22 protein-coding genes and 2 tRNA genes are annotated in these 25627 nt (G+C 67.2%); 13 read left to right on the top strand and 11 right to left on the bottom strand.

The genetic code is table 11. The features are described from left to right. Complete coding sequence (locus JOD62_RS01215; RefSeq protein WP_204937522.1) at positions 1-2193, bottom strand: MMPL family transporter; 2193 nt, start codon at positions 2191-2193, stop codon at positions 1-3. Positions 2194-2259: 66 nt separating this feature from the next. Continuing rightward, complete coding sequence (locus tag JOD62_RS01210; RefSeq protein ID WP_239526507.1) at positions 2260-2757, bottom strand: Lrp/AsnC family transcriptional regulator; 498 nt, start codon at positions 2755-2757, stop codon at positions 2260-2262. 112 nt (positions 2758-2869) lie between these two features. Between JOD62_RS01210 and JOD62_RS01205 the strand changes: the two genes are divergently transcribed. Continuing rightward, positions 2870-4081 (top strand): trans-sulfuration enzyme family protein, encoded by a 1212-nt coding sequence (locus tag JOD62_RS01205; RefSeq protein ID WP_204937520.1) that lies wholly within the window; start codon positions 2870-2872, stop codon positions 4079-4081. On the opposite strand, the gene JOD62_RS01200 is transcribed toward JOD62_RS01205, so the two are convergent. Together JOD62_RS01200 and JOD62_RS01195 are read right to left on the bottom strand one after the other, a co-directional pair. After that, complete coding sequence (locus JOD62_RS01200) at positions 4078-4596, bottom strand: YbaK/EbsC family protein (protein WP_204937519.1); 519 nt, start codon at positions 4594-4596, stop codon at positions 4078-4080. The genes JOD62_RS01205 and JOD62_RS01200 overlap by 4 nt on opposite strands. A 39-nt stretch (positions 4597-4635) precedes the next feature. Beyond that, the gene (locus JOD62_RS01195; protein ID WP_204937518.1) at positions 4636-5769 is read right to left on the bottom strand and encodes a PQQ-dependent sugar dehydrogenase; all 1134 of its coding nucleotides are present in this window, start codon (positions 5767-5769) and stop codon (positions 4636-4638) included. A 73-nt stretch (positions 5770-5842) separates the two neighbouring features. On the opposite strand from JOD62_RS01195, the gene pepN reads away from it, so the two are divergent. Then, positions 5843-8329, top strand: a complete 2487-nt coding sequence (pepN, locus tag JOD62_RS01190; RefSeq protein WP_204937517.1) for an aminopeptidase N — start codon at positions 5843-5845, stop codon at positions 8327-8329. Positions 8330-8348: 19 nt separating this feature from the next. On the opposite strand, the gene JOD62_RS01185 is transcribed toward pepN, so the two are convergent. Both JOD62_RS01185 and JOD62_RS01180 read right to left on the bottom strand, forming a co-directional pair. Next, positions 8349-8870 (bottom strand): GNAT family N-acetyltransferase, encoded by a 522-nt coding sequence (locus JOD62_RS01185; RefSeq protein ID WP_271171579.1) that lies wholly within the window; start codon positions 8868-8870, stop codon positions 8349-8351. A 7-nt stretch (positions 8871-8877) separates the two neighbouring features. Further along, complete coding sequence (locus JOD62_RS01180) at positions 8878-9516, bottom strand: MBL fold metallo-hydrolase (protein WP_204937515.1); 639 nt, start codon at positions 9514-9516, stop codon at positions 8878-8880. A gap of 144 nt (positions 9517-9660) precedes the next feature. Here JOD62_RS01180 and JOD62_RS01175 point away from each other — a divergent pair. From JOD62_RS01175 to JOD62_RS01160, 4 genes are all read left to right on the top strand, one after another. Beyond that, a tRNA-Glu gene (locus JOD62_RS01175) sits at positions 9661-9733 on the top strand. A 139-nt stretch (positions 9734-9872) separates the two neighbouring features. Further along, positions 9873-9945: transfer RNA gene (locus tag JOD62_RS01170), tRNA-Glu, on the top strand. Between the two features lie 105 nt (positions 9946-10050). Then, the gene (locus tag JOD62_RS01165; protein WP_204937514.1) at positions 10051-10686 is read left to right on the top strand and encodes a hypothetical protein; all 636 of its coding nucleotides are present in this window, start codon (positions 10051-10053) and stop codon (positions 10684-10686) included. Positions 10687-10709: 23 nt separating this feature from the next. After that, positions 10710-13769 (top strand): hypothetical protein, encoded by a 3060-nt coding sequence (locus tag JOD62_RS01160; protein ID WP_204937513.1) that lies wholly within the window; start codon positions 10710-10712, stop codon positions 13767-13769. Here the strand turns inward: JOD62_RS01160 and JOD62_RS01155 are convergent. The 3 genes from JOD62_RS01155 to JOD62_RS01145 form a co-directional block, all read right to left on the bottom strand. Then, positions 13759-13980, bottom strand: a complete 222-nt coding sequence (locus JOD62_RS01155; RefSeq protein ID WP_204937512.1) for a hypothetical protein — start codon at positions 13978-13980, stop codon at positions 13759-13761. The genes JOD62_RS01160 and JOD62_RS01155 overlap by 11 nt on opposite strands. 582 nt (positions 13981-14562) lie before the next feature. Then, positions 14563-15663 (bottom strand): DUF4349 domain-containing protein, encoded by a 1101-nt coding sequence (locus JOD62_RS01150; RefSeq protein ID WP_204937511.1) that lies wholly within the window; start codon positions 15661-15663, stop codon positions 14563-14565. Then, entirely contained in the window at positions 15660-16217 is a 558-nt protein-coding gene (locus JOD62_RS01145; protein ID WP_204937510.1) for an RNA polymerase sigma factor, read from the bottom strand. Before JOD62_RS01145 ends, JOD62_RS01150 begins: the two co-directional genes overlap by 4 nt. Before the next feature lie 252 nt (positions 16218-16469). Here JOD62_RS01145 and JOD62_RS01140 point away from each other — a divergent pair, with 252 nt between their 5' ends. The 7 genes from JOD62_RS01140 to JOD62_RS01110 all read left to right on the top strand — a co-directional run bounded on the left by JOD62_RS01140 (position 16470) and on the right by JOD62_RS01110 (position 24047). Continuing rightward, positions 16470-17501, top strand: a complete 1032-nt coding sequence (locus JOD62_RS01140; protein ID WP_204937509.1) for a TerC/Alx family metal homeostasis membrane protein — start codon at positions 16470-16472, stop codon at positions 17499-17501. Between the two features lie 182 nt (positions 17502-17683). Next, positions 17684-19147, top strand: coding sequence for a 3-isopropylmalate dehydratase large subunit (leuC, locus tag JOD62_RS01135; RefSeq protein ID WP_204937508.1), 1464 nt, complete (start codon positions 17684-17686; stop codon positions 19145-19147). Between the two features lies 1 nt (position 19148). Beyond that, entirely contained in the window at positions 19149-19745 is a 597-nt protein-coding gene (gene leuD, locus JOD62_RS01130; protein ID WP_204937507.1) for a 3-isopropylmalate dehydratase small subunit, read from the top strand. Positions 19746-19824: 79 nt separating this feature from the next. Further along, positions 19825-21168 (top strand): UDP-N-acetylglucosamine 1-carboxyvinyltransferase, encoded by a 1344-nt coding sequence (murA, locus tag JOD62_RS01125; RefSeq protein WP_204937506.1) that lies wholly within the window; start codon positions 19825-19827, stop codon positions 21166-21168. Positions 21169-21171: 3 nt separating this feature from the next. Continuing rightward, complete coding sequence (locus tag JOD62_RS01120) at positions 21172-21939, top strand: lysophospholipid acyltransferase family protein (RefSeq protein ID WP_204937505.1); 768 nt, start codon at positions 21172-21174, stop codon at positions 21937-21939. Then, positions 21929-23059, top strand: coding sequence for an NAD(P)H-dependent glycerol-3-phosphate dehydrogenase (locus tag JOD62_RS01115; protein WP_204937504.1), 1131 nt, complete (start codon positions 21929-21931; stop codon positions 23057-23059). Before JOD62_RS01120 ends, JOD62_RS01115 begins: the two co-directional genes overlap by 11 nt. Beyond that, complete coding sequence (locus JOD62_RS01110) at positions 22965-24047, top strand: D-alanine--D-alanine ligase family protein (RefSeq protein ID WP_204937503.1); 1083 nt, start codon at positions 22965-22967, stop codon at positions 24045-24047. Before JOD62_RS01115 ends, JOD62_RS01110 begins: the two co-directional genes overlap by 95 nt. A 33-nt stretch (positions 24048-24080) precedes the next feature. Here the strand turns inward: JOD62_RS01110 and JOD62_RS01105 are convergent, their stop codons facing one another. Together JOD62_RS01105 and JOD62_RS01100 are read right to left on the bottom strand one after the other, a co-directional pair. Further along, a complete protein-coding gene (locus JOD62_RS01105) occupies positions 24081-24575 on the bottom strand; it encodes a DUF3515 family protein (protein WP_204937502.1) in 495 nt (164 codons plus the stop codon). A 9-nt stretch (positions 24576-24584) separates the two neighbouring features. Beyond that, positions 24585-25619, bottom strand: a complete 1035-nt coding sequence (locus JOD62_RS01100; protein WP_204937501.1) for a Gfo/Idh/MocA family protein — start codon at positions 25617-25619, stop codon at positions 24585-24587. Positions 25620-25627 lie beyond the last annotated feature (8 nt).

Raw genomic sequence — 25627 nt, 5'->3', positions numbered from 1 at the left:
CTACTCCCTGCCCCGTCCCAGCTTTGACGGCCACCAGATCGCTCGTCCGATGTCGTAGGTGAGCGCCGGCACGAGCAGGGAACGCACAATGAACGTGTCGAGCAGCACGCCGAACGCGACGATGAAGGCGATCTGCACGAGGAACAGGATCGGGATCACTGACAGCGCGGCGAAGGTCGCCGCAAGCACGAGGCCGGCCGAGGTGATCACACCTCCGGTGATCGTGAGTCCGCGCAGGATGCCGTCACGGGTGCCGTGTTTCAGAGATTCTTCGCGCACGCGCGTCATCAGGAAGATGTTGTAGTCGATGCCGAGGGCAACGAGGAACACGAAACTGAACAGGGGCACCGCCGGGTCGGCGCCCGGGAACTGGAACACGTGCGTGAACAGGAGGGCCGCGACGCCGAGCGCGGTGCCGAACGACACCACGGTCGTCAGGACGAGCAGGATCGGGGCGAGGATCGAGCGCAGCAGCAGCATCAGGATCACCAGGATCACCAGCAGAACGATCGGGATGATCAGGGTGCGATCGTGGATGGATGCGTCGTTCGTGTCGATCGCCGTCGCGGTGACACCGCCGACGAGCGAACCGGGAATGTCTTCGTGCAGCGCAGTGCGCAGGTCGCGTACGGTGTCGGCGGCCGCGTCGGAATCCGCGGCATTCGTGAGCGTCGCCTGGAGCAGCACGTCGCCGTCGGCCACGGTGGGGGCGGGGGCGGGTGTTCCCGGAGGGCCGAAGGCCGTGATGCCGTCCGCGGTCACAGGGACGGTGCCACTGGGGGAGTCGGCAGCGAGCACCGAGACGCTGTCCACACCGTCCTGCGCGAGAAGTACGTCGGTGGCGTCCTGAAGATCGGCTTCGGGAACGATGACGTACACCGGGCTTCCGGATCCGCCGGGGAAATGCTCGCCGAGCACCTGCTGGCCGTCGCGTGCGTCGCTCGCGCCGAGCACGAGGTCGGAGGCGGGGACGCCGTCGGCGTCCAGCTGCGTTGCACCGACGGCGCCGGCGATCAGCACCAGCGAGGTGACGATCCAGATCGCGCGGTGGCGCCGACGGATCCACTCGGCCAGGCGCACCCAGATGCCCCGCGTGGGCATGCCGTTCTCGGCGGCGACGACCTCAGGCTCGTACTGTGGACGGCGCGGCCAGAAGGCGGCGCGGCCGAAGGCGAAGAGGATGGCGGGCAGCAGGGTGAGGGCAGCGAGCATCGCGAAGACGATCCCGATGGATGCCACGGGGCCGAGCGTGCTGTTCGACTTGAGGTCGCTGAGCAGCAGGCAGAGGAGTCCGGCGATGACGGTGCCGCCGGAGGCGATGATCGGCTCGAAGGAGCCGCGGATCGCCTCCATCGTCGCGGTCCACTTGTCGGTGTTGACGCGCAGGGCCTCGCGGTAGCGCGAGACGTAGAGCAGCGAGTAGTCGGTGGCGGCGCCGATCACGAGGATGAACAGGATTCCCTGCGTCTGCCCCGAGAGCAGAAGGATCCCCGCCTTCGCCAGCCACCACACCGAGAGCAGCGCGACGGTGAGGGCGAACAGGCTCGTGGAGAGAACCGCGACGGGCAGGAGCAGCGAACGGTAGACGACGATCAGAATCAGGAATACGGCGAGCAGCGCGACGCCCAGCAGCAGCCCGTCGATGCCCGAGAAGCCATTGACGAGGTCGGCGGTGAAGCCAGCGGGCCCTGTGACGTGCACGGCGGCCCCGTCCGGCGCGGCGGCGCGCATCTCGTCACCGATCGCGTTGACCGCGTCGCGCAGATCGGCGCTGGAGTCGATGGGTACGAAGATCTGCACCGCAAGACCGTCTTCGGAGGGGAGCGCCGGTGAGACATCGCTGCCGACTCCTTCAACGGTGTCGGGAAGGGAGGCGACCGCGTCGCTGATCTTCTCCACGGCGGCATCGTTCAGTGCGGTGTCGTCGGCGATCACGACCACGGCGGGAATCTCATCGGAGTCGCGGAAGTCACCCAGACGCTCCTGCACCTGGGTGGCATCCGCGCTGGATGGCAGATACGTGGTCTGGTCGTTGGAGGAGACCTCGTTGACCTTGCCGAAGTAGGGACCGCCGATACTGGCCCCCGCGAACCACACGAGAATCAGGATGGCGGGCAGGAGGATTCTGATCCAGCGCGGAGCCCGGTGGGTACGGGCTTCGCGTCGCGTGTGGGACGCCGTCGAGTCGTTCATGCCGAATCCTTCTGCGATGGTGAAGATATCGCTAGATAAGTTAGCAAAATTTTGACCGCTATGTGCTCACCCTTGTGCGCGAGGCAGCACGCCGACGCCCTCGCGGAGCTCGAACACGAGCTGCGTTTCCGTGGCGCGCACGACCTCGTGGATCGTGATCTCCTCCAGCACGATGTCGCGCAGAGCGGCAGCATCGCGCACGGCCACGTGCACGAGGAAGTCGTCGGCGCCAGCGATATGGAAGACCTGGAGCACGCCCGCGGTGTGCACGAGGTCGTCGAAAAGCGCCTCCACTCCGGCCTTGCTGTGGTTTCCCAAGCGGACGCGGATCATCGCCTGCACCGGGTGCCCGAGCGCAGCGAGGTCCAGGTGTGCGCGGAGCCCTTCGATGATGCCGCGCTCGCGCAGCATCCGCAGCCGGTAGGCGCACGTGGACTCGGGGATGCGCAGCGCCTGCGCGAGTGCTTTGACGGTGGTGTCCGGGGTCTGAGCGAATGCGGCGAGAACGCGCAGATCGAGGTCGTCGACGGGGGAGCCGCTCGTGGGGGATTGCTGGGTGGGCAAGGGCACTCCTCTCGGGTTGTGAGATTTCACTGGTCCTGCAAAATCTTGATCGATCATTGTGTGTTCAGCAAGAGAACTAGAGAAGATCAGTGAATCGGCGCATCCTGGAGCTATGACTTTGCGCCCTGAGACCATCGCCGTTCATGCCGGACGCACCGACTTCGCAGCCCTCGGCGTGCACGCCGCCCCGATCGATCTGTCGTCGACGAACCCGCTGCCTGATATCGAACACGGTGGTGACTCCTATGAGTCGATGGCTACAGGAGGTCACCCTCTGGCCGGTGGTGGCAACGTCTATGCCCGGCTGTGGAACCCCACGGTCGCCCGGTTCGAGGAGGCGCTCGCCGAACTGGAGCACGCAGATGCCGCGGTCGCCTTCGGTTCGGGCATGGCGGCGCTGACCGCCGCGATTCTGTCGCACACGACCGCAGTCGGAAAACCGCACATCGTGGCGGTGCGTCCGCTCTACGGCGGCACCGACCACCTGTTGGATTCGGGTCTCCTCGGTGCGGAGACGACATTCTGCGCCCCCGGCGAGGTCGCTGCGAGCATCCGCCCCGAGACGGGCCTCGTGGTGCTGGAGACCCCGGCGAATCCCACACTCGATCTGGTCGACATCGCCGAGGTCGTCGCGCAGGCCGGCGTGGTTCCGGTGCTGGTCGACAACACCTTCGCGACTCCGCTGCTGCAGAACCCGTTGGATCTGGGCGCGGCGATGTCGATGCACAGCGCCACCAAGTACATCGGCGGGCATGGAGACGTCATCGCGGGTGTGATCGCCTGCTCCGAGCAGACCGCCGAGGCGCTGCGTCGGGTGCGTGCGATCACAGGGGCTCTGCTGCATCCCCTGGGGGCGTACCTGCTGCACCGTGGTCTTGCGACCCTCCCGATTCGTCTGGAACGGCAGCAGGCGACGGCGCAGACGATCGCCGAGTGGCTGTCGACGCAGGACGGAGTGCTCGAGGTGTTCTATCCCGGCATGCGCGACGGTGAGCGCGCACTGCTCGCGCGGCAGATGCGGGGCAGCGGTGCGATGATCGCCGTGCGTCTGCGTGGCGGATTCGAGGCGGCATCCGCTCTCACCTCCGGGGTGGAGCTCTTCACTCACGCGGTGTCCCTGGGCGGCGTGGACTCCCTCATCCAACATCCGGCAGCGCTCACCCACCGCCCCGTCGCCGCTGAGGCGCGTCCGGGCGCGGACATCGTGCGGCTGTCGATCGGGCTCGAGCACCCCGACGATCTCATCGACGATCTGACACAGGCGCTCCACAAGGCGGCCGCGGCCGCTGCGACGTCGGTCGCCGGGACAACCGCCGCGCGCTAGTCGTTCGCAACAGTGATGACCGTGCCGTCGGTCAGAGCGACGAGGTTCTCGAACGTCATCGGCATGACAGTGTTCGCGACGCCCGCGGCGGTCCAGACGGTGGGGTACGCACGGAGCGCGTCATCGACGACGGTGCGGATGCGCGCCGGATGCCCGACGGGGGCGACTCCGCCGATGACCTGACCGGTGAGCTCCTTGACGAGCTTCGCGGGCGCCATCTTCGCCTGCTCGGCGCCCATCGCCGCGGCGAGCACCTCGGTGTCGACGCGGTGGCGTCCGCTCGTCATCACCAGGAGCGGCTCCTCGTCGACGAGGAAGAGCAGACTGCTGCCGATCGCGCCGACGTCGCAGCCGAGCGCTGCGGCGGCCGCCACCGCGGTATGGGCGGAGGCGGGCAGCTCATGAATTGGTGATTCCACACCCGCAGCGCGCACATCGTCATGCACCCGGCGGCTCTTCTCGCTGAGGGCGCTGGCGTCGACGATGTAGGCGTGGAGAGGAGCCTCAGTGTTCATGCCTCGATCGTGGCATGAGTTGCGCAGCGGCGCGACGTTCTAGCCCGGTGCAAGAACGACGGCGAGGAGGCGGTCATCGTCGGCGCCGGGGCTGCCGCGGCCGTCCGTGTTGTTCGTCAGGAACCACAGAACACCCTGCGTGGCGGGGGCGACCGCACGGATGCGCCCGAACTCGCCCAGGAAGAACGTCTGCTCGGACGCGGGATCCGACACCGGCACCACGCGGATCGACTGCCCCCTCAGATTCGCGAGGATCAGCGAACCCTCGACCGCGACGAGTCCACTCGGACTGGCCTGATCGGTCGGCCACTGCCGGAGCGGATCGACGAAGCGTGCATCTCCGCCGGCTCCCTCGACGACGGGCCAGCCGCAGTTCGCGCCTGGGAGGATCTCATTGAGCTCATCCCAGGTGTCCTGGCCGAACTCGCTCGCGAACATCCGTCCGTCCGCAGACCAGGCGATGCCCTGCACGTTGCGGTGGCCGAGGCTGTAGACGAAGGACCCGGGGAAGGGATTGTCGCCCGGCACCTCGCCCGAGGGCATGAGTCGAAGGATCTTGCCCGCCAACGAGCTCGGATCCTGTGCCGCATCCGGATCTCCCGCGTCGCCGACGCTCACATAGAGCATTCCGTCGGGGCCGAACGCGAGCTGACCTCCGTTGTGGTTCCGCGCCGACGGCAACCCGCTGAGCAGGGTCGAGGGCTCCCCGAGAGCGGGAGCCGTGGCGGTGCCGGTGAGCGGGAAGCGTTGCACCCGGTTGCCGTCCCCCGCGGTGGAGTACGCGTAGAGGGCTTCGTCATCCGCGGCGAGCCCCAGGAGCCCACCTTCGCCCCCGTGCTGCACGTCCGTGAGCGTGGCGATCTCGCTCACCACGCCGCCGTCCGTGATCGCAAGAATGCGACCGGTATCCCGTTCACTCACGAAGGTGAACCCGCGGGCCTGGGCGATGCCCCACGGGGCGTCGAGATTCGTGACGATCGTCGAGACCGCGCCCGATGGCCACACCGTCGGCGGGGGAGTCGGCGTCGGTGTCGGTGTGATCGTTCCCGTGGGTGTCGGGGCGGGTGCGCTCGTCACCGACGGAGAGGGAGACGGCGGTGCCGCCGGGGTGCACGCCGTCAGCGAGATCGCCAGCAGAACGGCGGTCCCCGCGGTGACGGTGCGCCTGACCATAGGACGAGGATGCCACGCGGGAGCCGATCGCGCACGGGCCTCATACATCGACCGTCCATGAAACGATGAGGACATGACCACTGCCAACCTCACTCGCGAAGAGACGGCCGCGCGATCCGCGGCCGTCACGGCACGCAGCATCCGCGTCGAGCTCGACCTCACCGGTGCCCCTGACCAGGACCAGGCGACTTTCCCGGTGCGCACCACCCTCGAGTTCGACGCCACGACCACGACGACGTGGATCGACTTCATCGGCGAGCGGGTGGCCCGAGTGGTCGTGAACGGCATCGAGCAGGCTGTGGCCTATGACGGCGCACGGATCGTCGTGGACGGCCTGGCGGCGCAGAACACCGTCGAGATCGAGGCATCCGGTCTCTACAGCCGTTCCGGCGAGGGGCTGCACCGTTTCGTCGACCCCGTGGACGGCGAGACCTACCTGTACACGCACTACGAGCCGGCCGACGCCCGCCGGGTCATGGCGTGCTTCGAACAGCCCGACATGAAGTCCCGCTACACCTTCGTCGTCACCGCGCCCGAAGGGTGGCACGTGCTCTCGAACCAGAGCCCTGCGCACACCGCGCTCGCCGCCGGAACGCAGATCGTCGAGTTCGCGCCGACGCTTCCGCTCTCGAGCTACATCACCTGCATCGCCGCAGGGCCCTACCACCGTGTGCAGGACACTTGGACAGGAGAGGCCGGGGAGATCGCACTCGGCGTCTTCTGCCGTGCCTCACTCGCCCCTCATCTGGACGCCGACGAGATCCTGACCGTCACGAAGCAGGGGCTCGACTTCTTCCACGAGGCCTTCGCGTTCCCGTACCCCTGGGGCAAGTACGACCAGATCTTCGTGCCCGAGTACAACATCGGTGCGATGGAGAACCCTGGGCTCGTCACCTTCACCGAGGCGTACATCTTCCGCGGCGCATCCACGCGCGCGCAGAAGTCGGGGCGCGCGAACACGATCCTGCACGAGATGGCCCACATGTGGTTCGGCGATCTCGTCACGATGCGCTGGTGGGATGACCTGTGGCTCAAGGAGTCCTTCGCCGACTACATGGGATCGCACGCCTCCGCTGCCGCGACAGAGTACACCGACGCCTGGGTGGCGTTCGCCAACCGTCGAAAGGCCTGGGCGTACACGCAGGATCAGCTGCCGACCACGCACCCGATCGTCGCCGACATCACTGACCTCGAAGCGGCCAAGCTCAACTTCGACGGCATCACCTATGCCAAGGGCGCTTCCGTGCTCAAGCAGCTCGTCGCGTTCGTGGGGGAGGACGCCTTCTTCGAGGGCGCACGCCGCTACTTCGTGAAGCACGCGTATGGCAACACGACTCTGGACGACCTTCTCATCGAACTGGAGCAGGCCTCCGGCCGCGACCTTCGCGACTGGTCGAAGGCGTGGCTCGAGACGAGCGGCATGTCGACGCTCTCACTCGCTCAGGATGCCTCGGGCGCCACGGTGCTGCACCAGACGGAGCCTCGCCCGCATCGGGTGCAGGTCGGACTCTACGATCTGGTCGACGGAACGCTGACGCTGCGCGAGCGGATCGGACTCGACATCCTCGACGAATCGACGCCCCTCGACACCGGCGACGCCGACCTCGTGCTCATCAACGATGCCGACCTCACCTACGCGAAAGCGCGTCTCGATGACCGCTCGCTCGACACTGTCGACGAAGCGCTCTCAACGCTCGACGACGAACTCGCCCGCGGCCTCGTCTGGTCAGCGCTCTGGAACGCCACCCGCGACGGGGAGCTCCCCGTCATCCAGTACCTGTCCATCGTCGGCGCGCACGCGCAGCACGAGACCAATGTCGGTGTTCTCGCCGGCCTTCTCGCCAACGCCTCCTTCGCCGCACGCGCCTACCTGCCCGAGGCGCTGAGCCCCCAGGCGCTCGCCGCCTGGCTCGACACGACCTGGAACGGACTGCACGGTGCGGCACCGGGCAGCGGTGCGCAGCTCGTCTGGGCACGAGCCATGGCGGAGGCCGCAGAGGTTTCCCCCGGGAGGGCGGATGAGATCCGTGCGCTGCTGTCGGGCACGGCTGCAGCGCCGGAGGGGCTCACCCTCGACGCCGACCTGCGTTGGCTGCTGCTCACCGCGCTGGCTGCCACAGGTGACACGACCGAGGCGGATGTCGTGCGCGAGCTCGAAAGCGACGACACCGCCAGCGGGCGCACCGCAGCGCTCCACGCGCGCGCCGCCGTGCCGACGGCCGCCGTCCGGGACGCCGCGTGGAGCTCGGCGTGGAACGACCTCACGCTCAGCAACGACCACCTCGATGCCACGATCAGCGGATTCCGCGCGGGCGGACGTCGCGACCTGATCGCGAAGTTCGATGAGGACTACTTCGCGCGGATCATCCCCGCGTGGCAGGCACGGAGCATCGAGATCGCCCGGCGCCTCGTTGTGGGGCTGTTCCCCGCGACGCCGACGCTGACGCTCGTCGATGCGTGGCTCGCGGAGCATCCCGATGCGCCCGCGGCGCTGCGCCGACTCGTCATCGAGCAGCGCGATCACCGGGAGCGCGCGCTGCGTGTGCAGGGAGCGCTCTGAGCCGCGCCATCGCTGAGGGCTAGGTGACCTGCATCCCCATGACGGTGCGCACGATCCACGGATGCGCGTGGTCATCGGCGATGTGGGTCATTCCGAGGTTCTCGGCGACGCCGCGTGAGGCGACGTTGTCGGGGTGGATGATCGCCGTGAGGAGGGTCGGCGCGAACTCCTGGCGCACGAGCTCCAGACAGGCGCGAGCGGCCTCCGTCGCGTAGCCCTTGCGCTGCTGTCCCGCCTGCACGTGATAGCCCACCTCGAGCACCGGATTCTCGTTGTACGACTGCCAGGTGAGACCGCAGTCGCCGACGAACTCTCCGTCGTGGGTCTCGATGATCCACAGACCGTGGCCGTGTTCCGCGTAGCTCGCCCGCATCCGCGCGATCCAGTCCGCGGACTCGTCGCGGGTCTTCGGAGCGGGGTAGAAGGCCATGACGGAGGGGTCCGCGAGCATGGCCGCCATGCTGTCGAGATCCGCGGGAGTCATCTCTCGGAATCGGAGCCGCTCGGTGGGCTCGGGAAGAACTCGCTTCGAAGGGTTCACTGTCGTCTCAGATGTCGAGGGTGTCGCCGGGGTCGAGTGTGAAGAACTCTCCGCCGTTCTGCTCAGTCGCCCATTGTAGGCGTGCACGGTGCATGCCGCGGCCGATCTCCGAGAGCGTCATGTCATGGGTGCCGAAGGCGCGACGGGGTGCGACCGTGAGCACGAAATCCATCGCGTCTCGAATGCGCAGCCATGGCGCGCCCAGGGGAGCGGCGAGAGTGTCCACGGCGACCCCCTCCGGAACCGCGTAGGAGTCACCGGGGTAGTACAGGCGCTCATTCACGAGGACACCCACATTGTCGATCTCGGGAAGCGAGGGATGGATCACCTCGTGTGCGCCGCCGAAGAAGGTGAGCGTGAAGCCGCCCGCCGTGACCGTGTCACCGGGATGGACGACCGTGATGGCATGACCGGAGACGGCCTTGGCGACACCCTCCGGTGCATAGATGGGGATTCCCGGCGCCGAGGAGATGATGCGGTCGAGATGCGCGGAGGTCCAGTGGTCGGGGTGTTCGTGTGTGAGGACGACGCCGACGACGTGGTGGAGACCGTCGAGGGGCAAGGTGTAGACCCCGGGATCGATCAGCAGGGTCTCTCCGGCTTCTTCGATGCGGAGAGCGGCATGTTCGTGCTTAGTGAGGCGCATACGGCCAGTCAACCTCCGCGCGATGCCCGCGGCAACTCCCTTCTGGTGCAGGTTGGGAGGCGATGACACACCCGGGATGCGGCATGGTGGCGTCGATTTGGTGGCTGTCGAACGGCCGTGGCATACTTGAACGGTTGTCGAAACGGCCCCATCGTATAGCGGCCTAGTACGCCGCCCTCTCACGGCGGTAACGCGGGTTCGAATCCCGCTGGGGTCACAACACAAGAAAGCCTCCGGATCATTCCGGAGGCTTTCTTCGTTCCTGAGTGGGGCTGCCCACGCTGATCGACGCGCCGACGCCGTGCCGTTTTGGTGACAGCTCTGTGCGCATGGCATACTTGTACGGTTGTCGAAACGGCCCCATCGTATAGCGGCCTAGTACGCCGCCCTCTCACGGCGGTAACGCGGGTTCGAATCCCGCTGGGGTCACAACACAAACGAAAGCCCTCGGTTCTCCGAGGGCTTTCGTCATTTTCGGAGTATTCGCGATTGGTGTGTGTCCATCTTTGGACGGCATCCACTATTCTGGTTCGCGTGAAGAGGACATTCTGGAGACCTGCCGTGGTCATAGGACTCGTGACGGCGCTCGTCGGGGCACCATCGTCGGCGCTGGCCGCTGAACCACCGGCACTGTCCGCGCCCGTCCACACGACCGCGGTCTGGGTTGACCTGGAGAGCGACGCGTCGCGATCCGGGGTCCGCGCGATCGAGGTGCGCGCGGCCGGCCAGACATGGGCGACCACGTCCGTCGCAGCCACGCCCTTCGGTGCCACCGCGCAGGCACCGGCCGCGCCGGGTGCACTGGAACTCCGCGTCGCCGTGAGCGCTGCGGTCTATGCCGACGTCGTGGTGACGTTCGTGGACGCGTCAGGGCTGGTACTCGACTCCGTGGTCGTCCGCGACGTGCGTCTTGCCGCACCCACCGCAGGCGCGAAGGAACGCTGGACGAACTGGGCGGACTTCGAGACCGCGCCGCACGGGGGAGACGGTGCGTCGGACGGCAACTCATCCGGTGGCGGCGGGGGAGACAGCTCTTCCGGCCCTCTCGCGCTGACCGGTGGGGTGGCGCCTGCCCTGTGGATCGTCGGATCCGCCATCATCGCAGTCATCGCGGGCGCAGCGCTGATCATTGCGCGACGCCGTCGCTCGAACAACGAGGGCGACAGCTGATGGCGCGGTTTTGGAATGCGCGGATGACATCCGCGGTCGCGGGCGTCGTCGTCGTCTCGCTGACAAGCGTGGGCCTCACCGCGGTCCCTGCAGCGGCCGCGACCGGTGATGAGCGCGAGAACCTGCAGATGGTGCAGAGCGTGCAGGCGCCCCGCTTCGCTGTGGCACCCGATCAGATCCCGGTTCGCGACTCGGTCGTGGGGCGGGGTATTCCGCTAGGGGACGACCCGGCGCAGCGCATCGATCTCGGTTCCCTGGCACGCGCGCACAGCTCAGCTCTCGTCCGGGTGACCGTGCAGGAACCGTCCGCCGACGCGACTGTGCGGACCGCCGGCAGGACCGACGTGCTCTTCGCGCCGGCCGGCGTGACGACCTCGACGACACTGCTGCTGCCCGTGACAGGTGGGGAGATCTCGCTGTCGGCCGACCGCGCAGACGTTCCCGTGCGTGTGGAAGCGCTCGCGTTCATGGGCGGGCTGGAGAATTCGCCGGGCGCGACGATCGCACTGGCAGAACCCGTTCTCCGCGCGGACACGACGGTCTCACACGGCGGTACATACCTTTCGACGACACCGATCTGGTTCGGCGTGACGGGTGACGGGGGAGTGCCGACCGAGGCCCGCAGCGTCTACGTCTCGGTCGACGTCACGGTAGCCACGGATGACGTTCTGTTCCTCGGCGACGGGCAGCAGCTCGCTCTGTCTGCGGGGCGCTCGATCGTCACGACCGTCGTCGACGCGGATATGCAGGGCGGTGTCAGCGCGACCCTGCGCAGCGGCACGGGGGATCTGCGCGCTTCGGTACTCGGCTGGGTCGTCGAGGCCGTCGAAGGGGCATCGAATGCGAACTTCCGGGGCAGCTATGTGCTGTCGACCGAGAATCGTGCGCCCGTCTCCGGCCGGGCGACTCCGTATGCTCCGCTGTCGCTCGACGCCGCGGACCATGGAGACATCGACTACGCACTCGTACTCGTGAGCGCGACCGCCGGTACGCGCGCTGATACGACGACGCTCGCCTGGGAGCATCCTCTGTCCGGCCGTGCATCCGGCGTCGCGGTCGACCGTGAGGCGGCGTCAGCCCCGCAGCTCGCGCTCGTCCCGGTCGACCAGGATGAGGCATCCGTAGCCCCTCGCCGTGGCGCAGCCACGCTCACGGTGCAGACGCTGGGTGGCTTCCTGGGCGATCCCGAGCAAGCGCAGGGTGATGAGGCCGCCACGATCACGATCACGGCGCCGCGAGACCTCGACAGCCTGGACATCAGTAACACCGGGTTCTTCCGGATCGAGGGCGTCGTCACCGCGGGGCCCAACGCCGTGGATCGCGTCGAGATCAGCTCGCCCTCCGTGGGCTTCATCGCCAACGCAGAGCTGGACTACGACGGTGACAAGATCACGTGGAGCCTGCGCACCCTTGCGCCCGAGGACGGTGACTTCACCTACGTCGCGCGCGTCTTCGATCGAGCTGACCCCACGCGAGCCAGGGACGAGGACGAGGTGCGGATCACGCTCGACGTCGCCGACGCGGATGACGAGGTCGTCTCTCCTGACGTGCGCACGTACAACCTCGATCCCGCGAACCCCGAGTTCCGTGCGATCGACGAGAACACGGTCGCCTTCGTATCCCGCCCTGACCTGGAGCCCGGACAGATCCTGGTGAGCGGACCCGTCGTGGGTGCGGAATCCGGGCTGTTCGCACGAGTCTCACACCTGGACGTCATCGACGGCGAATGGGTCGTCTCGCTCACGGACGCCGAGCTGAACGACGCGTTCTTCCAGACCGACATCGACGAGACGATCGAGTACGGCGAAGATTCGCCTATCCAGGTGACGGATCTGCTGGCCACCGCCGCTGATCCGGACACGCTCATCGAGGGAACATACGCGCCGGTCAGTGCGGATGGAACCGTCGGTCCCGAGGTCAGCGTCGACGACTATGAGATCGCACAAGGCAGCTCCGCGATGACGGCCGGCACCAATGCCGAACTGCGCACGGGCGAGGACGTCGATCTCACCCTCGGTGCCGATGACTTCGACATCGATCCGGCGGACTTCGAGACCCAGTGCCGTCAGGCGGGATCCGACGGCCAGGAGCCGGTCGGTGAGGAGATCGACGAGAACGGCGAGTGGCATCCGACTGTGAATCTCACCGCATCGCCGTCGACGGCCTGCCCGTCGTCGCGCCTCGGCATCGACCTGCACGGCACGTGGTCCACGGGGCTCGATGCGAACATCCTGTTCGGGCTCGAGAACGGCAAGCCCAAGGTGATCAACGCGACGCACCTTGAGCCGTGGGAGTTCGACGCGGCGCAGGCCCGTCAACTCGACACCCGTGCGGCGATCGGCATCACGGCCGGCGGCGAGGTCACGCTGAGCCTCGATTTCGTGCTCAAGGTGAAGATGGACCTCAAGTGGGCGGTCTGGAAGAGCAAGATCAAGATCGTCGAGTTCACGAACGTGGTGACGTCGACGTTCAAGGCCAATGCATCGCTGCGGGCGTTCTTCGAGGCGGAAGGCAAATTGAACTTCCGTCTCGACGTCGCCGAGGTCGCACTCCCCACATCGGTCTTCGTGGTGTTGGGCGTGCCGATCGCGATCACCAACCGCCTGAACTTCGCGATCGCGGTGACCGGAAAGCTCAAGGCCGAGGTGGCGATTCCTGCCGTCGGCCTCGAGCGGGTCGACCGGTTCGGATTCACGTACTCGTCGGCCAAGGGCATTGAACGTGTCAAGAACGACACCCCGACGAAGTACGTCACTCCCTCGCTGCAGAAGCTGGGGTCGTCGACCGAGATCTCGCTCGAGGGTGGGATCGCTGTCGGACCTGAGGGGACCTATCGCAGCCGGATCTACTCTTTCGCCGGCCCCGACCTCGGGGTGAGCGCGCAAGCCGGCGTGGAGGGCAAAGCAGCGACGACGCTGCTGCCGCCTCGTGAGGTCGAAGCGGAGGTGCAGGTGTACTTGGCGATCGGGATCACCGGCCAGGTGAAGCTGACGCTGCTCAAGTGGGATCTCGTCAATCTCAAGCTCTTCGCGATCGGCGTTCGTCTGAACCTGTTCACGAAGAAGTGGAAGTTCACGCTGTGAGCGCGGGCGCGTGGATCATCGGATCAGGATGCTCCATGCGCCCATCAGCATCACCGGGAGGGCGCCGCACAGCGCCCCCGAGCCAGGGCGTGAGCTGTGCGGAGGTGAGCACGGTCACGTCCTCCGGCTGTTGGCGGATGGTGAGTCTGCGCGGGTTCACGAGGACGATGACCGCACGCATCCGGCACGGACGTGCCGATGCGCTGCGCACGCATCCGGGCCACTCGCGTCGCCTCGTACCGCGCGTTGCGCAGATGATCGGTCTTCTGCCCGTTCACGAGGGGTCTGCGCGAACCGACCCAGACCGTCGCACGCTCGTGAAACTTCGTATTGATCGTGAAGACGCCGGCGGGACCTGCCACGACGTGATCGATGTCGCTGCCGCGCGTGCCGATCGGCGGGCATGCAGAACCGTCCACGCAGGGTCAAGTGTCGCGAGGCGCTGCGCGACCGCGAGTTCGCCGAGGGCGCCCCGGTACCAGGGGCGGGAATCGCCGGAGAGCGGAGAAGCCCCGAACAGTCGACGCACAGTGCTGCGCGGGGGTGTGGTCGCCTGTGCGCGCAGGAATTCGGCGATCACGGATGCTGCGGGCTGGGCGCAGTACGCCGGTGTCACACCGGGTGGTATCGGGGCGGGAATCGTCGTCTCGATGGGACCAGCGGCTGGTGTGCCGACGGCTGTGCCCCGGTTGACACTGTGGCGGCCCCCGCCCGGACCTGCGCGACAGAGATGTTCGACGTGCCGACCGCGCCGGGCGGCGGTGTTCACCGCGCCCGGCGCAGATGGGTCGGACTACTCCGTCGGCGCAGCCGGCCCCGCCGGTGCGGCATGTGTGCGCCGTGCGCGGCGGGTCCGGACGATCGCCCAGACGATCAGCGCGGCGACTGCGCCGACGCCGAGCCACGGGAGCAGGAACCCGAAGGCGACGACCAGCGCATTGAGGGTCAGCAGCAGTCCGTTCCAGCCGGCGAAGAGCCCGTCGCCGAAACCTGCCGGATCGGGTTCGGTCACAGTAGCCGTGCGCGTCAGCTCGACCTGCAGCGACGACATCGCGACCTGCGTCTCGAGATCCGCGAGCTGCTGCTCATACGACTCGAGCTGCGCCTGTCGGTCCGTGAGCGCGACCTCGGCCTCGATGAGCTCTCCGACCGTCCCCGTCTGCGCCATCAGCTCGGTCAGCCGCTGCACGGACGCGCGCGTCGCCTCGACCCGCGCGCGCAGGTCGATCGCGGTCGCCGTCACATCCGTGGCGTTACTGGAGCTGGCGATGACCTCACCAGTTTTCTCCAGCTCGGCGATCGTCTCGTTCAACGTGTCAGACGGCACCCGGATGCTGATCCAGGCATAGTCATCCGTGCGCGGAGCAGGCATCGACTGGTCGGCGACGACACCGGACGATCCGATGTTCTTGCTCTCCACGAAGCCGCCCTGGCGAGTCGCGAGCGCGGCAATCTCCTCCGCTGACTTCTGAATGTCGTCGACACGCACAGTCGCGGAGGCGGAGGTGATCATCTCCCGCGGTGCCTCGGGGCTCGCCGCCGACATATCTGCCGTCGAATCAAGAAGGGTGAGGCCCTCAGGCATCGTTGCGCCTTCGAGCTTTGGGGCGATCGCGGACTCACTCGACGCCGACCCTGCGGACATGAGCGATCCCGTCGACGCGGTGATCAGGGCGGGCGAGACGACGGCGCCGACGACGAACGCGGCGGCTACTCCGGATGCGGTGAGCCATCCGCGCCTGCGAGCGCGTGACCGCGCAGCGCGCGCATCCTTCGGCACGGCATCCGCCTGTGCCGACGCGCGCTCCTCCGCGATCGTAGTGAACACGCTCTGCTCGATGCGAGCGATGGTCTCCTCCGAGAGAGCAGGGAGTTCAGGGTGCGAGGTGTTCATGCTTCTTCCGTTTCTCTCACAGCTCCGCGCAGCTGGGTGCGAACGCGGGAGAGACGGTTGCGAACGACGCCATGACTGACGCCCAGCTCAGCGGCTGCCGCCTGGTAGGCGTAGCCCTCGCTGGCGCACAGGCGGAAGATCTCGCGATCCAGTTCGGTGAGCGTCTGCAACTCGGCCGCGATGCGCTCCGCGAGCGCCGCGCTGATCACCTGCTGCTCGACGTCGACCGTGTCGGCGATCGTCTCGTCGACAGCATCCGCCGTATGTGCACGATCTCTGCGCTGGCGCCGCAGGCGATTCGCCGCCTGGAAGCGGCAGATCGTCGCCAGCCAGGGCAGCAGCGATTCGCTCTCCAACTGGAGCGCCCCGAGCTTGCGCCAGGCGACGACGAACGTCTCCTGTGCGACATCCTCCGCATCGGCGGCGGTGCCGACGATGCCATGCGCGATCCAGTACACAGGGCGGATGTAAGCGCGATAGAGCTGCCGGAAGGCATCATCGTCTCCGCCCGCGGCCTGTGCGACCAGTTCGGCGTCGGTCAGTGTCTCTGGCATCCCCGCTCCGTTCGGTGTCTCTCATCGGAGAAGTGTCCACTCTGTTCGAATCGTCTCACGCCGCGCCCGAATCAGGTCGGTTCACCGCGGCCCAGCGGCGACCGGTATCCTTGACGGGCGAGAGGGAGTATCCCACTTCTGCGCGTTCGTCATCACGGTGCTCGTTGTAGTGCACCCGGGCGCGTGCCGTGTCATCACGGGGGAGAGACTTTCGGCCCGTTACCGACCCCTTTCGAAAGGTGCTCCGCGCCCGTGAATATCCCCGTCTGGTTCGAGATCACGTCACTCGTCGTGCTCGTCGTGATTCTCATCGCCGACCTCATGCTCATCAAGCTCCGCCCGCACATTCCTTCGACGAAGGAATCCAGCCTCTGGGTGGGCTTCTACGTCGCTCTGGCTCTCGCCTTCGCCGGGCTGCTCTACTTCATCGCCGGCGGACAGTTCGCAGGCGAGTTCCTCACCGGCTGGGCCCTCGAGTACAGCCTGTCGATCGACAACCTTTTCGTCTTCGTGCTGATCATGGCGCAGTTCGCGGTGCCCCGTCGTCTGCAGCAGATGGTGCTGATGGTCGGCATCATCATCGCGCTGGTGCTCCGCGGTCTCTTCATCATCGCGGGCGTCGCGATCATCGAGAACTTCTCGCCGGTCTTCTACATCTTCGGTGCCTTCCTGATCTGGACCGCCATCCGCCAGGCGATGCCCGAAGGTGACCACGACGGCGAGGTCAAGCGCGAGAACTTCCTGATCCGCCTCCTTCGCCGCCGCATCGACATCAGCGACGAGTACGACGGAACGAAGATGCGCACCGTCGTCGACGGCAAGCGCATGTGGACCCCCATGATCATGGTGTTCGTGGCCATCGGTGTGACCGACCTCATGTTCGCCATCGACTCGATTCCGGCGATCTTCAGCATCACGCAGAACAGCTTCCTGGTGTTCACGGCGAACATCTTCGCCCTCATGGGTCTGCGTCAGCTCTACTTCCTTCTCGGTGACCTGCTCGACCGCCTGCGCTACCTGCACTACGGAATCGCGGTCATCCTCGGCTTCATCGGCGTGAAGCTGGTGCTGCACGCGATGCATGTCAACGAGCTGCCGTTCATCAACGGAGGCCAGCACATCGAGTGGGCACCGGACATCCCGATCTGGCTCTCGCTCACGGTCATCGTCGCCGCCATGGGAATCGCGACCGTCGCGAGCCTCATCGCGTCCTCTCGTGACAAGAAGCGCGAACCCGTCGTCGAGCCCTCGGAGCAGGGCAAGGCGCTTCGCGACGAGGTCTGAATGATCCGCAGGGCACGGCGTCGCCGTGCCCTGCGGCGTTCGCGGTGTTCGCGAGCGTGTAAACTGACCGGCATGCACCGGCGGGCCCTTCTCCTTAGCGGCCGCGACGAGACCTCGATCTAGGCCTTCCTCGTCGCGGCGTCCTGCATGGGCCGAACCGTGAACCCAGGAGACAGCGACACATGACTACCGATGCATCCGGCATCCGCTCTGCCGACCGCCCCCGCACGCTTGCCGAGAAGGTCTGGGACGACCACCTGGTCGTCAAGGGCGAAGACGGCACGCCCGACCTCATCTACATCGACCTGCACCTCGTGCATGAGGTCACGAGCCCGCAGGCCTTCGACGGCCTGCGCACCGAGGGGCGGCCGCTGCGCCGTGTCGATCTGACGATCGCCACCGAAGACCACAACACCCCGACGCTGGATATCGACAAGCCGATCGCCGACCTCACGAGTCGCACGCAGATCGAGACGCTGCGCCGCAACGCCGAGGAGTTCGGCGTCCGCCTGCACTCCCTGGGCGATGCCGAACAGGGCATCGTCCATGTTGTCGGCCCGCAGCTCGGCCTCACGATGCCCGGCATCACGGTCGTCTGCGGCGACTCGCACACCTCGACCCACGGCGCATTCGGCGCGATGGCCTTCGGCATCGGCACGAGCGAGGTCGAGCACGTCATGGCGACGCAGACCCTGCCGCTGAAGCCGTTCAAGACCATGGCGATCAACGTCGACGGCGCGCTGCGCCCGGGCGTCACCGCGAAGGACATCATCCTCGCCGTGATCGCCAAGATCGGCACCGGCGGCGGCCAGGGATACGTCTTGGAGTTCCGCGGCAGCGCTATCCGCGCGCTGTCGATGGAAGGCCGCATGACGATCTGCAACATGTCGATCGAAGCCGGTGCCCGCGCCGGCATGGTCGCGCCGGATCAGACCACGTTCGACTACGTCCAAGGGCGCGACCACGCGCCGCAGGGACAGGACTGGGACGACGCCGTCGCGTACTGGAAGACACTGCCCACCGACGAGGGCGCCGTCTTCGACGCGGAGGTCTTCATCGATGCGAACGAGCTGGAGCCGTTCGTGACCTGGGGAACGAACCCCGGTCAGGGCAGCTCGCTGTCGGCGAGTGTCCCGGACCCCGCGCAGATCGCCGATCCCAACGAGCGGGCCGCGGCCGAGCGCGCGCTGGAGTACATGGATCTGACGCCGGGAACGCCCCTCAAGGACGTCACGGTCGACGCGGTGTTCATGGGATCGTGCACGAACAGTCGCATCGAAGACCTGCGCGCATTCGCCTCGATCGTCAAGGGCAAGAAGAAGGCCGATGGCGTGCGCGTCATGGTCGTCCCCGGCTCCGCGCGTGTGCGTCTGGAAGCCGAGGCGGAGGGCCTCGACAAGATCATTACCGAGTTCGGAGCCGAATGGCGCTTCGCGGGCTGCTCGATGTGCCTCGGAATGAACCCCGACCAGCTGGCCCCGGGGGAGCGCTGCGCATCCACCTCGAACCGCAACTTCGAAGGACGACAGGGCAAGGGAGGCCGCACGCACCTGGTGTCGCCGCTCGTCGCCGCAGCCACCGCGATCCGCGGCACGCTGTCCAGCCCGAGTGACCTGGAACTGGCTTCGGCCGGAGTGGAGGCCTGACATGGAGAAGTTCACGACGCACACCGGTGTCGCCGCCCCGCTGAAGCGATCCAACGTCGATACCGATCAGATCATCCCCGCGGTCTACCTGAAGCGCGTCACCAAGACGGGCTTCGACGACGCGCTGTTCGCCGGCTGGCGCCAGGACCCCGACTTCGTCCTGAACCAGGAGGCGTTCCAGGGCGCGAGCGTGCTGGTCGCCGGACCTGACTTCGGGACCGGATCGAGCCGCGAGCACGCCGTGTGGGCGCTGCGCGACTACGGATTCAAGGTCGTTCTGAGCACCCGCTTCGCCGACATCTTCCGCGGAAACTCGGGCAAGCAGGGCCTGCTCGCCGCCACCGTGACAGAAGAGGATCTCGAGCGCATCTGGGCCGCGATCGACGCCGAACCGGGCCGCTCGATCACGATCAACCTCGAAGAGCGCACCGCGCGAATCGGCGATGTCGAGGCTCCTTTCGAGATCGACGATTACACTAGATGGCGGCTCCTCGAAGGGCTCGATGACATCGGGCTCACCCTGCGCAACGAAGACAAGATCGCGCAGTTCGAGGCCCGTCGCGAGTCGTGGCGGCCACGCACTCTTCCTGTCCGCTGAGACACGATCGCGTGGGGCTGGGGCATGTTGCCCCGTGCGGCGTCCGCCGCTGTCCGTCTGATGAAGTGAGGCTTTTGGAATGACGACACCCCTGATCGACACCCCGTCTGGCGACGTTCTCGCGATTCGTGGAGGACGCCCGCTGCGCGGACGTGTAGATGTCAAGGGCGCGAAGAACCTCGCGACCAAGGCGATGGTGGCCACCCTGCTCGGAGAGACGGTCAGCACGCTGCGCGACGTTCCGGATCTCAGCGATGTCGCCGTCGTTCGCTCGCTGCTCGAGGTGCACGGTGTTCGCGTCACCGACGGCGATGAGCCCGGAGCACTTGTCTTCGACCCGAGCGACGTCGAGTCGGCGCACTTCGAAGAGATCGACGCGCACGCCGGTGCCTCACGGATTCCGATTCTGTTCTGCGGTCCGCTGCTGCACCGCCTGGGCCAGGCGTTCATCCCTGACCTGGGCGGCTGCCGCATCGGCGACCGTCCGATCGACTTCCACCTCGATGCCCTGCGCAAGTTCGGCGCGATCGTCGAGAAGCAGCCCAGCGGCATCCGCCTCTCGGCACCACAGGGCCTGCACGGTGCGAACATCCACCTGCCGTACCCGAGCGTCGGGGCCACCGAGCAGGTGCTGCTGACGGCCGTCCGCGCGAAGGGCGTCACCGAGCTGCGCAACGCGGCCATCGAGCCCGAGATCATGGACCTGATCGCGGTATTGCAGAAGATGGGCGCCATCATCTCGTACGAGCCCAACCGGGTCATCCTCATCGAGGGCGTCGACGAGCTGCGCGGCTACGACCACCGGTCGATCTTCGACCGCAACGAGGCCGCGTCGTGGGCCAGCGCGGCGCTCGCAACCGACGGCGAGATCTTCGTCGGCGGCGCTCGTCAGCAGGAGATGCTGACGTTCCTCAACGTCTTCCGCAAGGCCGGCGGCTGGTTCGACGTCCAGGAGGACGGCATCCTCTTCCGCCGCGGCGGCGAGCTCAAGCCCGTGATCGTCGAGACCGATGTGCACCCCGGCTTCATGACCGACTGGCAGCAGCCTCTCGTCGTGGCTCTCACGCAGGCACACGGTCGCTCTGTCGTGCACGAGACGGTCTACGAGAACCGTCTGGGTTTCACTGAGGCACTCGTCAAGATGGGCGCCGACATCGTCGTGCACCCGCACGGACTCCAGGACGGCCCGCGCCGCGTGCCCCACCGTCCACTGGAGCAGGCGGCCGTGATCACAGGCCCCACGCCGCTGCACGCCGCTGACATCGTCGTTCCCGACCTCCGTGGCGGATTCAGCCACGTGATCGCGGCGCTCACCGCACAGGGCGAGTCGAAGGTCTCGGGTGTCGACATCCTGAGCCGTGGCTACGAGAAGTTCCTGGGCAAGCTCGAAGCCCTGGGCGCGGACTTCGACGTCATCGGCTGAGCCATGACCGCATCGAAGAAGAAGCCGCGCAGCGAGCGGTCGAAGCCGAGCGCATTCTGGCCGCTGGCGGCGGTCGTGGTGCCGCTCGTGTCGTACTTCGCGAAGATCGAGATCCGCGGCCGAGAGAATCTGCCTGCTCAGGGCGCCTATGTGCTCGGCCCGAACCACTACTCGGAGTTCGATCCGCTCATCGTCGCGGTCGCCGTGTGGCGTCTCGGACGTCAGCCGCGATTCATGGCGAAAGAGAGCCTGTTCCGGGTTCCGGTGCTCGGCTGGGCGCTGCGCGCCACGGGCATGATCCCCGTGGCGCGCAGTTCGTCCGCGTCGGCCGCGAAAGAGACGCTTCGGCACTCTGAAGAGCTCGTCGAGCACGGGCGCGGCGTCATCGTCTATCCCGAGGGCACGCTGACCCGTGACCCTGACCTGTGGCCCATGCGAGGAAAGTCCGGTGCTGCTCGTCTGGCGTTGGCGGGCGAGATCGAACTCATCCCGATGGCGCAGTGGGGCACCCAGGAGATCATGGGGCGCTACCAGAAGGGGCTGAAGCTCTGGCCTCCGCGTAAGCCGGTTCAGGTGCTGATCGGAAAGCCGATCGACCTGTCGGACCTCCGTGCCCGCGCGAACGAGGGAGCTGCGATCACTGAGGCCACGGAGCGTCTGATGGCGGCTGTGACGGCGCTGCTGGAAGAATTGCGCGGTGAGAAGGCTCCCGCCGAACGGTGGAATCCGAGCGCACACGGGCAGAAGGAGACAGGCCGCCTTGAGTCGTAAACCAGCAGCCTCGGGCCCTCGCGTCGCCGTGATCGGCGCGGGCAGTTGGGGCACGACCTTCGGCAAGATCCTCGCTGACGGCGGCGCGGACGTCACCATGTGGGCGCGTCGACCGGAACAGGCTCAGGAGATCGCAGAGGCCAAGCGCAACTCGCAGTACCTGCCGGGCATCAATCTGCCCCGGTCCATGACGGCGACCCACCACCTGTCCATGGCTCTCGACGGCGTCGACCAGGTCTACCTGTCGGTGCCCAGTCAGTCGCTGCGCGAGAACCTGAAGGCTCTGCGTCCGATCCTCGCCGACTCCGACGTTCGGGTCGTGAGCCTGATGAAGGGCGTCGAGCGCCGCACGGGTCTGCGCATGAGTCAGGTCATCGAACAGGAGCTCCGCTGCGATCCTGAGCGCATCGCTGTGGCGTCCGGGCCCAACCTCGCTCTCGAGATCGCGCGCGAACAGCCGACGGCCGCCGTGATCTCCTCGGTCAGTCAGGACACGGCGGAGATCGTCGCGCGCGCGGCCCGCAACCGCTACTTCCGCACCTTCGTCAACACGGATGTGATCGGCACCGAGTTCGGCGGCGTCCTGAAGAACCTCATCGCGGTCGCGATCGGCATCGTCGACGGTGTCGGCTACGGCGAGAACACGAAAGCGTCGATCATCACGCGCGGTCTGGTCGAGATGACCGACTTCGCAGTCGCGAACGGCGCTCAGCCCGAGACCCTGCAGGGCCTCGCAGGCCTGGGCGACCTGATCGCGACGTGCCAGTCACCGCTCAGCCGGAACAACACGGCGGGGCGCCTGCTCGGGCAGGGATACAGCTACCAGGACGTGGTCAAGCAGATGAATCAGACAGCGGAGGGGCTCGCCTCGGTGGCTCCGGTGCTGCAGCTCGCGCGTGATGCGGGGGTGGACATGCCGATCGTGGAGCAGGTGAAGCGCGTGCTCGACGGCACCATGAACCCTCGCGACATCGCACCGCATCTGACCACCGACGACGACACCCCGCAGGGGGAGAGGACCCAGAATGGACAAGCAGACGGTGGCGGTGCTCTTCGGAGGGCGTTCCAGCGAGCATTCGATCAGTTCCGCAACGGCGGGCGGAGTGCTGGGGGCAATTGATCGCGACCGCTACGAGGTGATCCCGGTCGGGATCACCCGCGAGGGGGCGTTCGTTCTCGAGGACGACGACCCGGCGAAGTTCCCGCTCGACGCGGCGCATCTGCCGGAGGTCGTCGACAACGGCACCCGGGTGCTGTGGCCGGAGCCCGGCGGCGACCGCACGCTGCGCGTCGTGCGCGCGGACGGCTCGGTCGAGGGCCTCGGCGAGATCGATGTCGTGCTGCCGATCCTGCACGGACCGCACGGCGAAGACGGCACAATCCAGGGGTACTTCGACACCCTCGAGGTGCCGTACGCCGGGGGCGGCATTCTCGATTCCGCCCTGTGCATGGACAAGCACTTCATGAAGGTCGTGCTGCAGTCGGCCGGGATCTCGGTCGCGCCGTGGGTCACCATCCGGCGAGGACAGTGGACGACGTCATCCGAGACGCTGCGCGCGGAGATCGCAGACCTCGGGCTGCCGCTGTTCGTCAAGCCCGCACGTGCCGGTTCGAGCGTCGGCGTCTCGAAGGTCGATGACCTGTCGGAGCTGGATGCTGCGCTGGCGATCGCCTTCGCCGAGGATGACAAGGTCCTCGTGGAGACCGGGGTGACCGGCCGCGAGATCGAGGTCGCGATCCTCGACAGCGCCGAGGGCGTCCGTGCCTCCCTGCCCGGCGAGATCGTGCTCACCTCCCGCGCGTTCTACGACTTCGAGGGCAAGTACCTCGGCGGCGACGGCGTGGATGTCGTGTGCCCTGCGGCGCTCACGGACGCCGAGGTCGCAGCGATTCAGGACGTCGGCGTGCGCGCCTTCGAGGCGATGGACGGACGCGGACTCGCCCGCGTCGACATGTTCCTCACCACGGACGGTGACCTGATCGTCAACGAGCTCAACACGATGCCGGGCTTCACGCCGATCTCGATGTTCCCGAAGTGCTGGATCGCCTCGGGTCTCAGCTACGGCGACCTGATCACTGAGCTCGTCGAAGCGGCTCTGCGCCGCTGAACGTCGCGGTGACGGACGTCTGTCGCTCCGGCGTCAGGCGCCGTCGCCGCCTTCGTCGATCGGGACGTCCGGCGCCGTGCACTTCGCGGTGACGGGGATCGACGACATTCGCGGACCGATCGCCTCGAGCACGGTGTCCGGGCTGATGACCTCGTTGTTGACGTACAGCTGCACGGCGGGTTCACGTCCGTAGCTGGTCATGCGCATCCAGGGGTTGTCGGTGGCGTCGACGAGCCAGTCGGTGCCTCCGAGCGTCACACACTGCATGGTGCTGGGGCCGGGGACCTCCACGCCGCAGGACATGAGGACGGAGTAGGTCGGATCGCCCCAGGCGGCGGTGGCCTGCGCGTCCGTCCAGCGGCGATCCTGGTCGCTGATGCCGTCGGGCAGGCGCACCATGACGTCGGCGCACAGCGGGTTGTTCGCGTCAGGAGCGGGCTTCAGCGCGACGGTGGACGAGCATCCGGTGGCGAGAAGAGCGCCTGCGAGAACGAGGCTGGCGGTGATCCACCGGGTAGTGCGCGACATGCTTCCAGGCTACCCGGCATCGATGAGAGCTCGGGCCTCGTCGATGAGTCGCATCACACGGATGCTGGTGGCGAGCGGATGCTCCGGAGCCTCCGTCCTTCCTGCGGCGAGATGCTCGGCGACGGCGACCGCCTGGTAGGCGAGTCCGTCGCGGCCGCGCAGGGACGTGGGGTCGGTCCAGCGACTCACTTCGAGGTCGCCGCGCGCGGACTGCAATGTGAGGGTGAGTCCGCTCGGCGACCAGAACGGGGCATCCAGCTCGAGGCGTCCGTTCTCGCCGAAGAGTCCTGCACGGTGCGGCGCGGTTGCCAGCACGCTGGTGCGGGCCACCGCGGTGGCCCCTGCAGCGCGGAGGAGGACGGTGGCGTCGGAGTCGACACCGGTCTCAGCATGCAAGCCCGAGGCATGCGCGAGGTGCGGGGCGCCGAGCACCCAGGTCGTGAACCACAGCGGGTACACGCCGATGTCGAGGAGCGCGCCCCCGCCGAGAGCGGGATCGAAGAGCCTGCTGTGCGGATCGAAGGTCGCGCGACTGCTGAACTCCGCGCTGACATGGCGGAGCGGCCCGAGCACGCCCGATCTGAGGACGTCATCGACGAGGCGCATCTGCGGAAGGAAGCGGGACCACATCGCCTCCATCGCGAACACGTTCGCAGCCCGCGCAGCATCCGCGATCTCCGTCGCTTCGGCCGCGGACATGGCGATGGGTTTCTCGATCAGCACCGGCTTGCCTGCGGCGATCGCGGCGAGAGCGTGTTCGCGGTGGAGCGGATGCGGCGAGGAGATGTAGATCACGTCGATCTCGTCATCCGTGCAGAGCGCATCGACCGTGGTGTGCACCCGCTCGATGCCGTGTTCCGCGGCGAAGGCACGGCCTTTGCCTGCGGAACGCGATGCCACTGCGGCGACCCGCTGGTCGGTGTGAGCATGGACGGTGCGCGTCCAGTCACGGGCGATCGCGCCGGGGCCGATGATGCCCCACCGCAGACGTGGCGCGGCACGGAGTTCGAACGCGGCAGGGGGCACGGTCAGCGGTGTGGGCATGCCGACAG

The sequence above is a fragment of the Microbacterium keratanolyticum genome (assembly GCF_016907255.1).
GTDB classification, from domain to species: Bacteria; Actinomycetota; Actinomycetes; order Actinomycetales; family Microbacteriaceae; genus Microbacterium; species Microbacterium keratanolyticum.
Note: the sequence above shows the minus strand (reverse complement) of the source record. Positions and strands in the feature narration are given on the sequence as shown.

Coding starts and splice junctions, on each gene's coding strand:
- JOD62_RS01120 (WP_204937505.1), top strand. CDS start 21,172: ATGACCGCATCGAAGAAGAAGCCGCGCAGCGAGCGGTCGAAGCCGAGC.
- JOD62_RS01145 (WP_204937510.1), bottom strand. CDS start 16,217: ATGCCAGAGACACTGACCGACGCCGAACTGGTCGCACAGGCCGCGGGC.
- leuD (WP_204937507.1), top strand. CDS start 19,149: ATGGAGAAGTTCACGACGCACACCGGTGTCGCCGCCCCGCTGAAGCGA.
- JOD62_RS01205 (WP_204937520.1), top strand. CDS start 2,870: ATGACTTTGCGCCCTGAGACCATCGCCGTTCATGCCGGACGCACCGAC.
- JOD62_RS01150 (WP_204937511.1), bottom strand. CDS start 15,663: ATGAACACCTCGCACCCTGAACTCCCTGCTCTCTCGGAGGAGACCATC.
- JOD62_RS01110 (WP_204937503.1), top strand. CDS start 22,965: ATGGACAAGCAGACGGTGGCGGTGCTCTTCGGAGGGCGTTCCAGCGAG.
- JOD62_RS01105 (WP_204937502.1), bottom strand. CDS start 24,575: ATGTCGCGCACTACCCGGTGGATCACCGCCAGCCTCGTTCTCGCAGGC.
- JOD62_RS01160 (WP_204937513.1), top strand. CDS start 10,710: ATGACATCCGCGGTCGCGGGCGTCGTCGTCGTCTCGCTGACAAGCGTG.
- JOD62_RS01180 (WP_204937515.1), bottom strand. CDS start 9,516: ATGCGCCTCACTAAGCACGAACATGCCGCTCTCCGCATCGAAGAAGCC.
- JOD62_RS01200 (WP_204937519.1), bottom strand. CDS start 4,596: ATGAACACTGAGGCTCCTCTCCACGCCTACATCGTCGACGCCAGCGCC.
- pepN (WP_204937517.1), top strand. CDS start 5,843: ATGACCACTGCCAACCTCACTCGCGAAGAGACGGCCGCGCGATCCGCG.
- JOD62_RS01195 (WP_204937518.1), bottom strand. CDS start 5,769: ATGGTCAGGCGCACCGTCACCGCGGGGACCGCCGTTCTGCTGGCGATC.
- murA (WP_204937506.1), top strand. CDS start 19,825: ATGACGACACCCCTGATCGACACCCCGTCTGGCGACGTTCTCGCGATT.
- JOD62_RS01215 (WP_204937522.1), bottom strand. CDS start 2,193: ATGAACGACTCGACGGCGTCCCACACGCGACGCGAAGCCCGTACCCAC.
- JOD62_RS01100 (WP_204937501.1), bottom strand. CDS start 25,619: ATGCCCACACCGCTGACCGTGCCCCCTGCCGCGTTCGAACTCCGTGCC.
- leuC (WP_204937508.1), top strand. CDS start 17,684: ATGACTACCGATGCATCCGGCATCCGCTCTGCCGACCGCCCCCGCACG.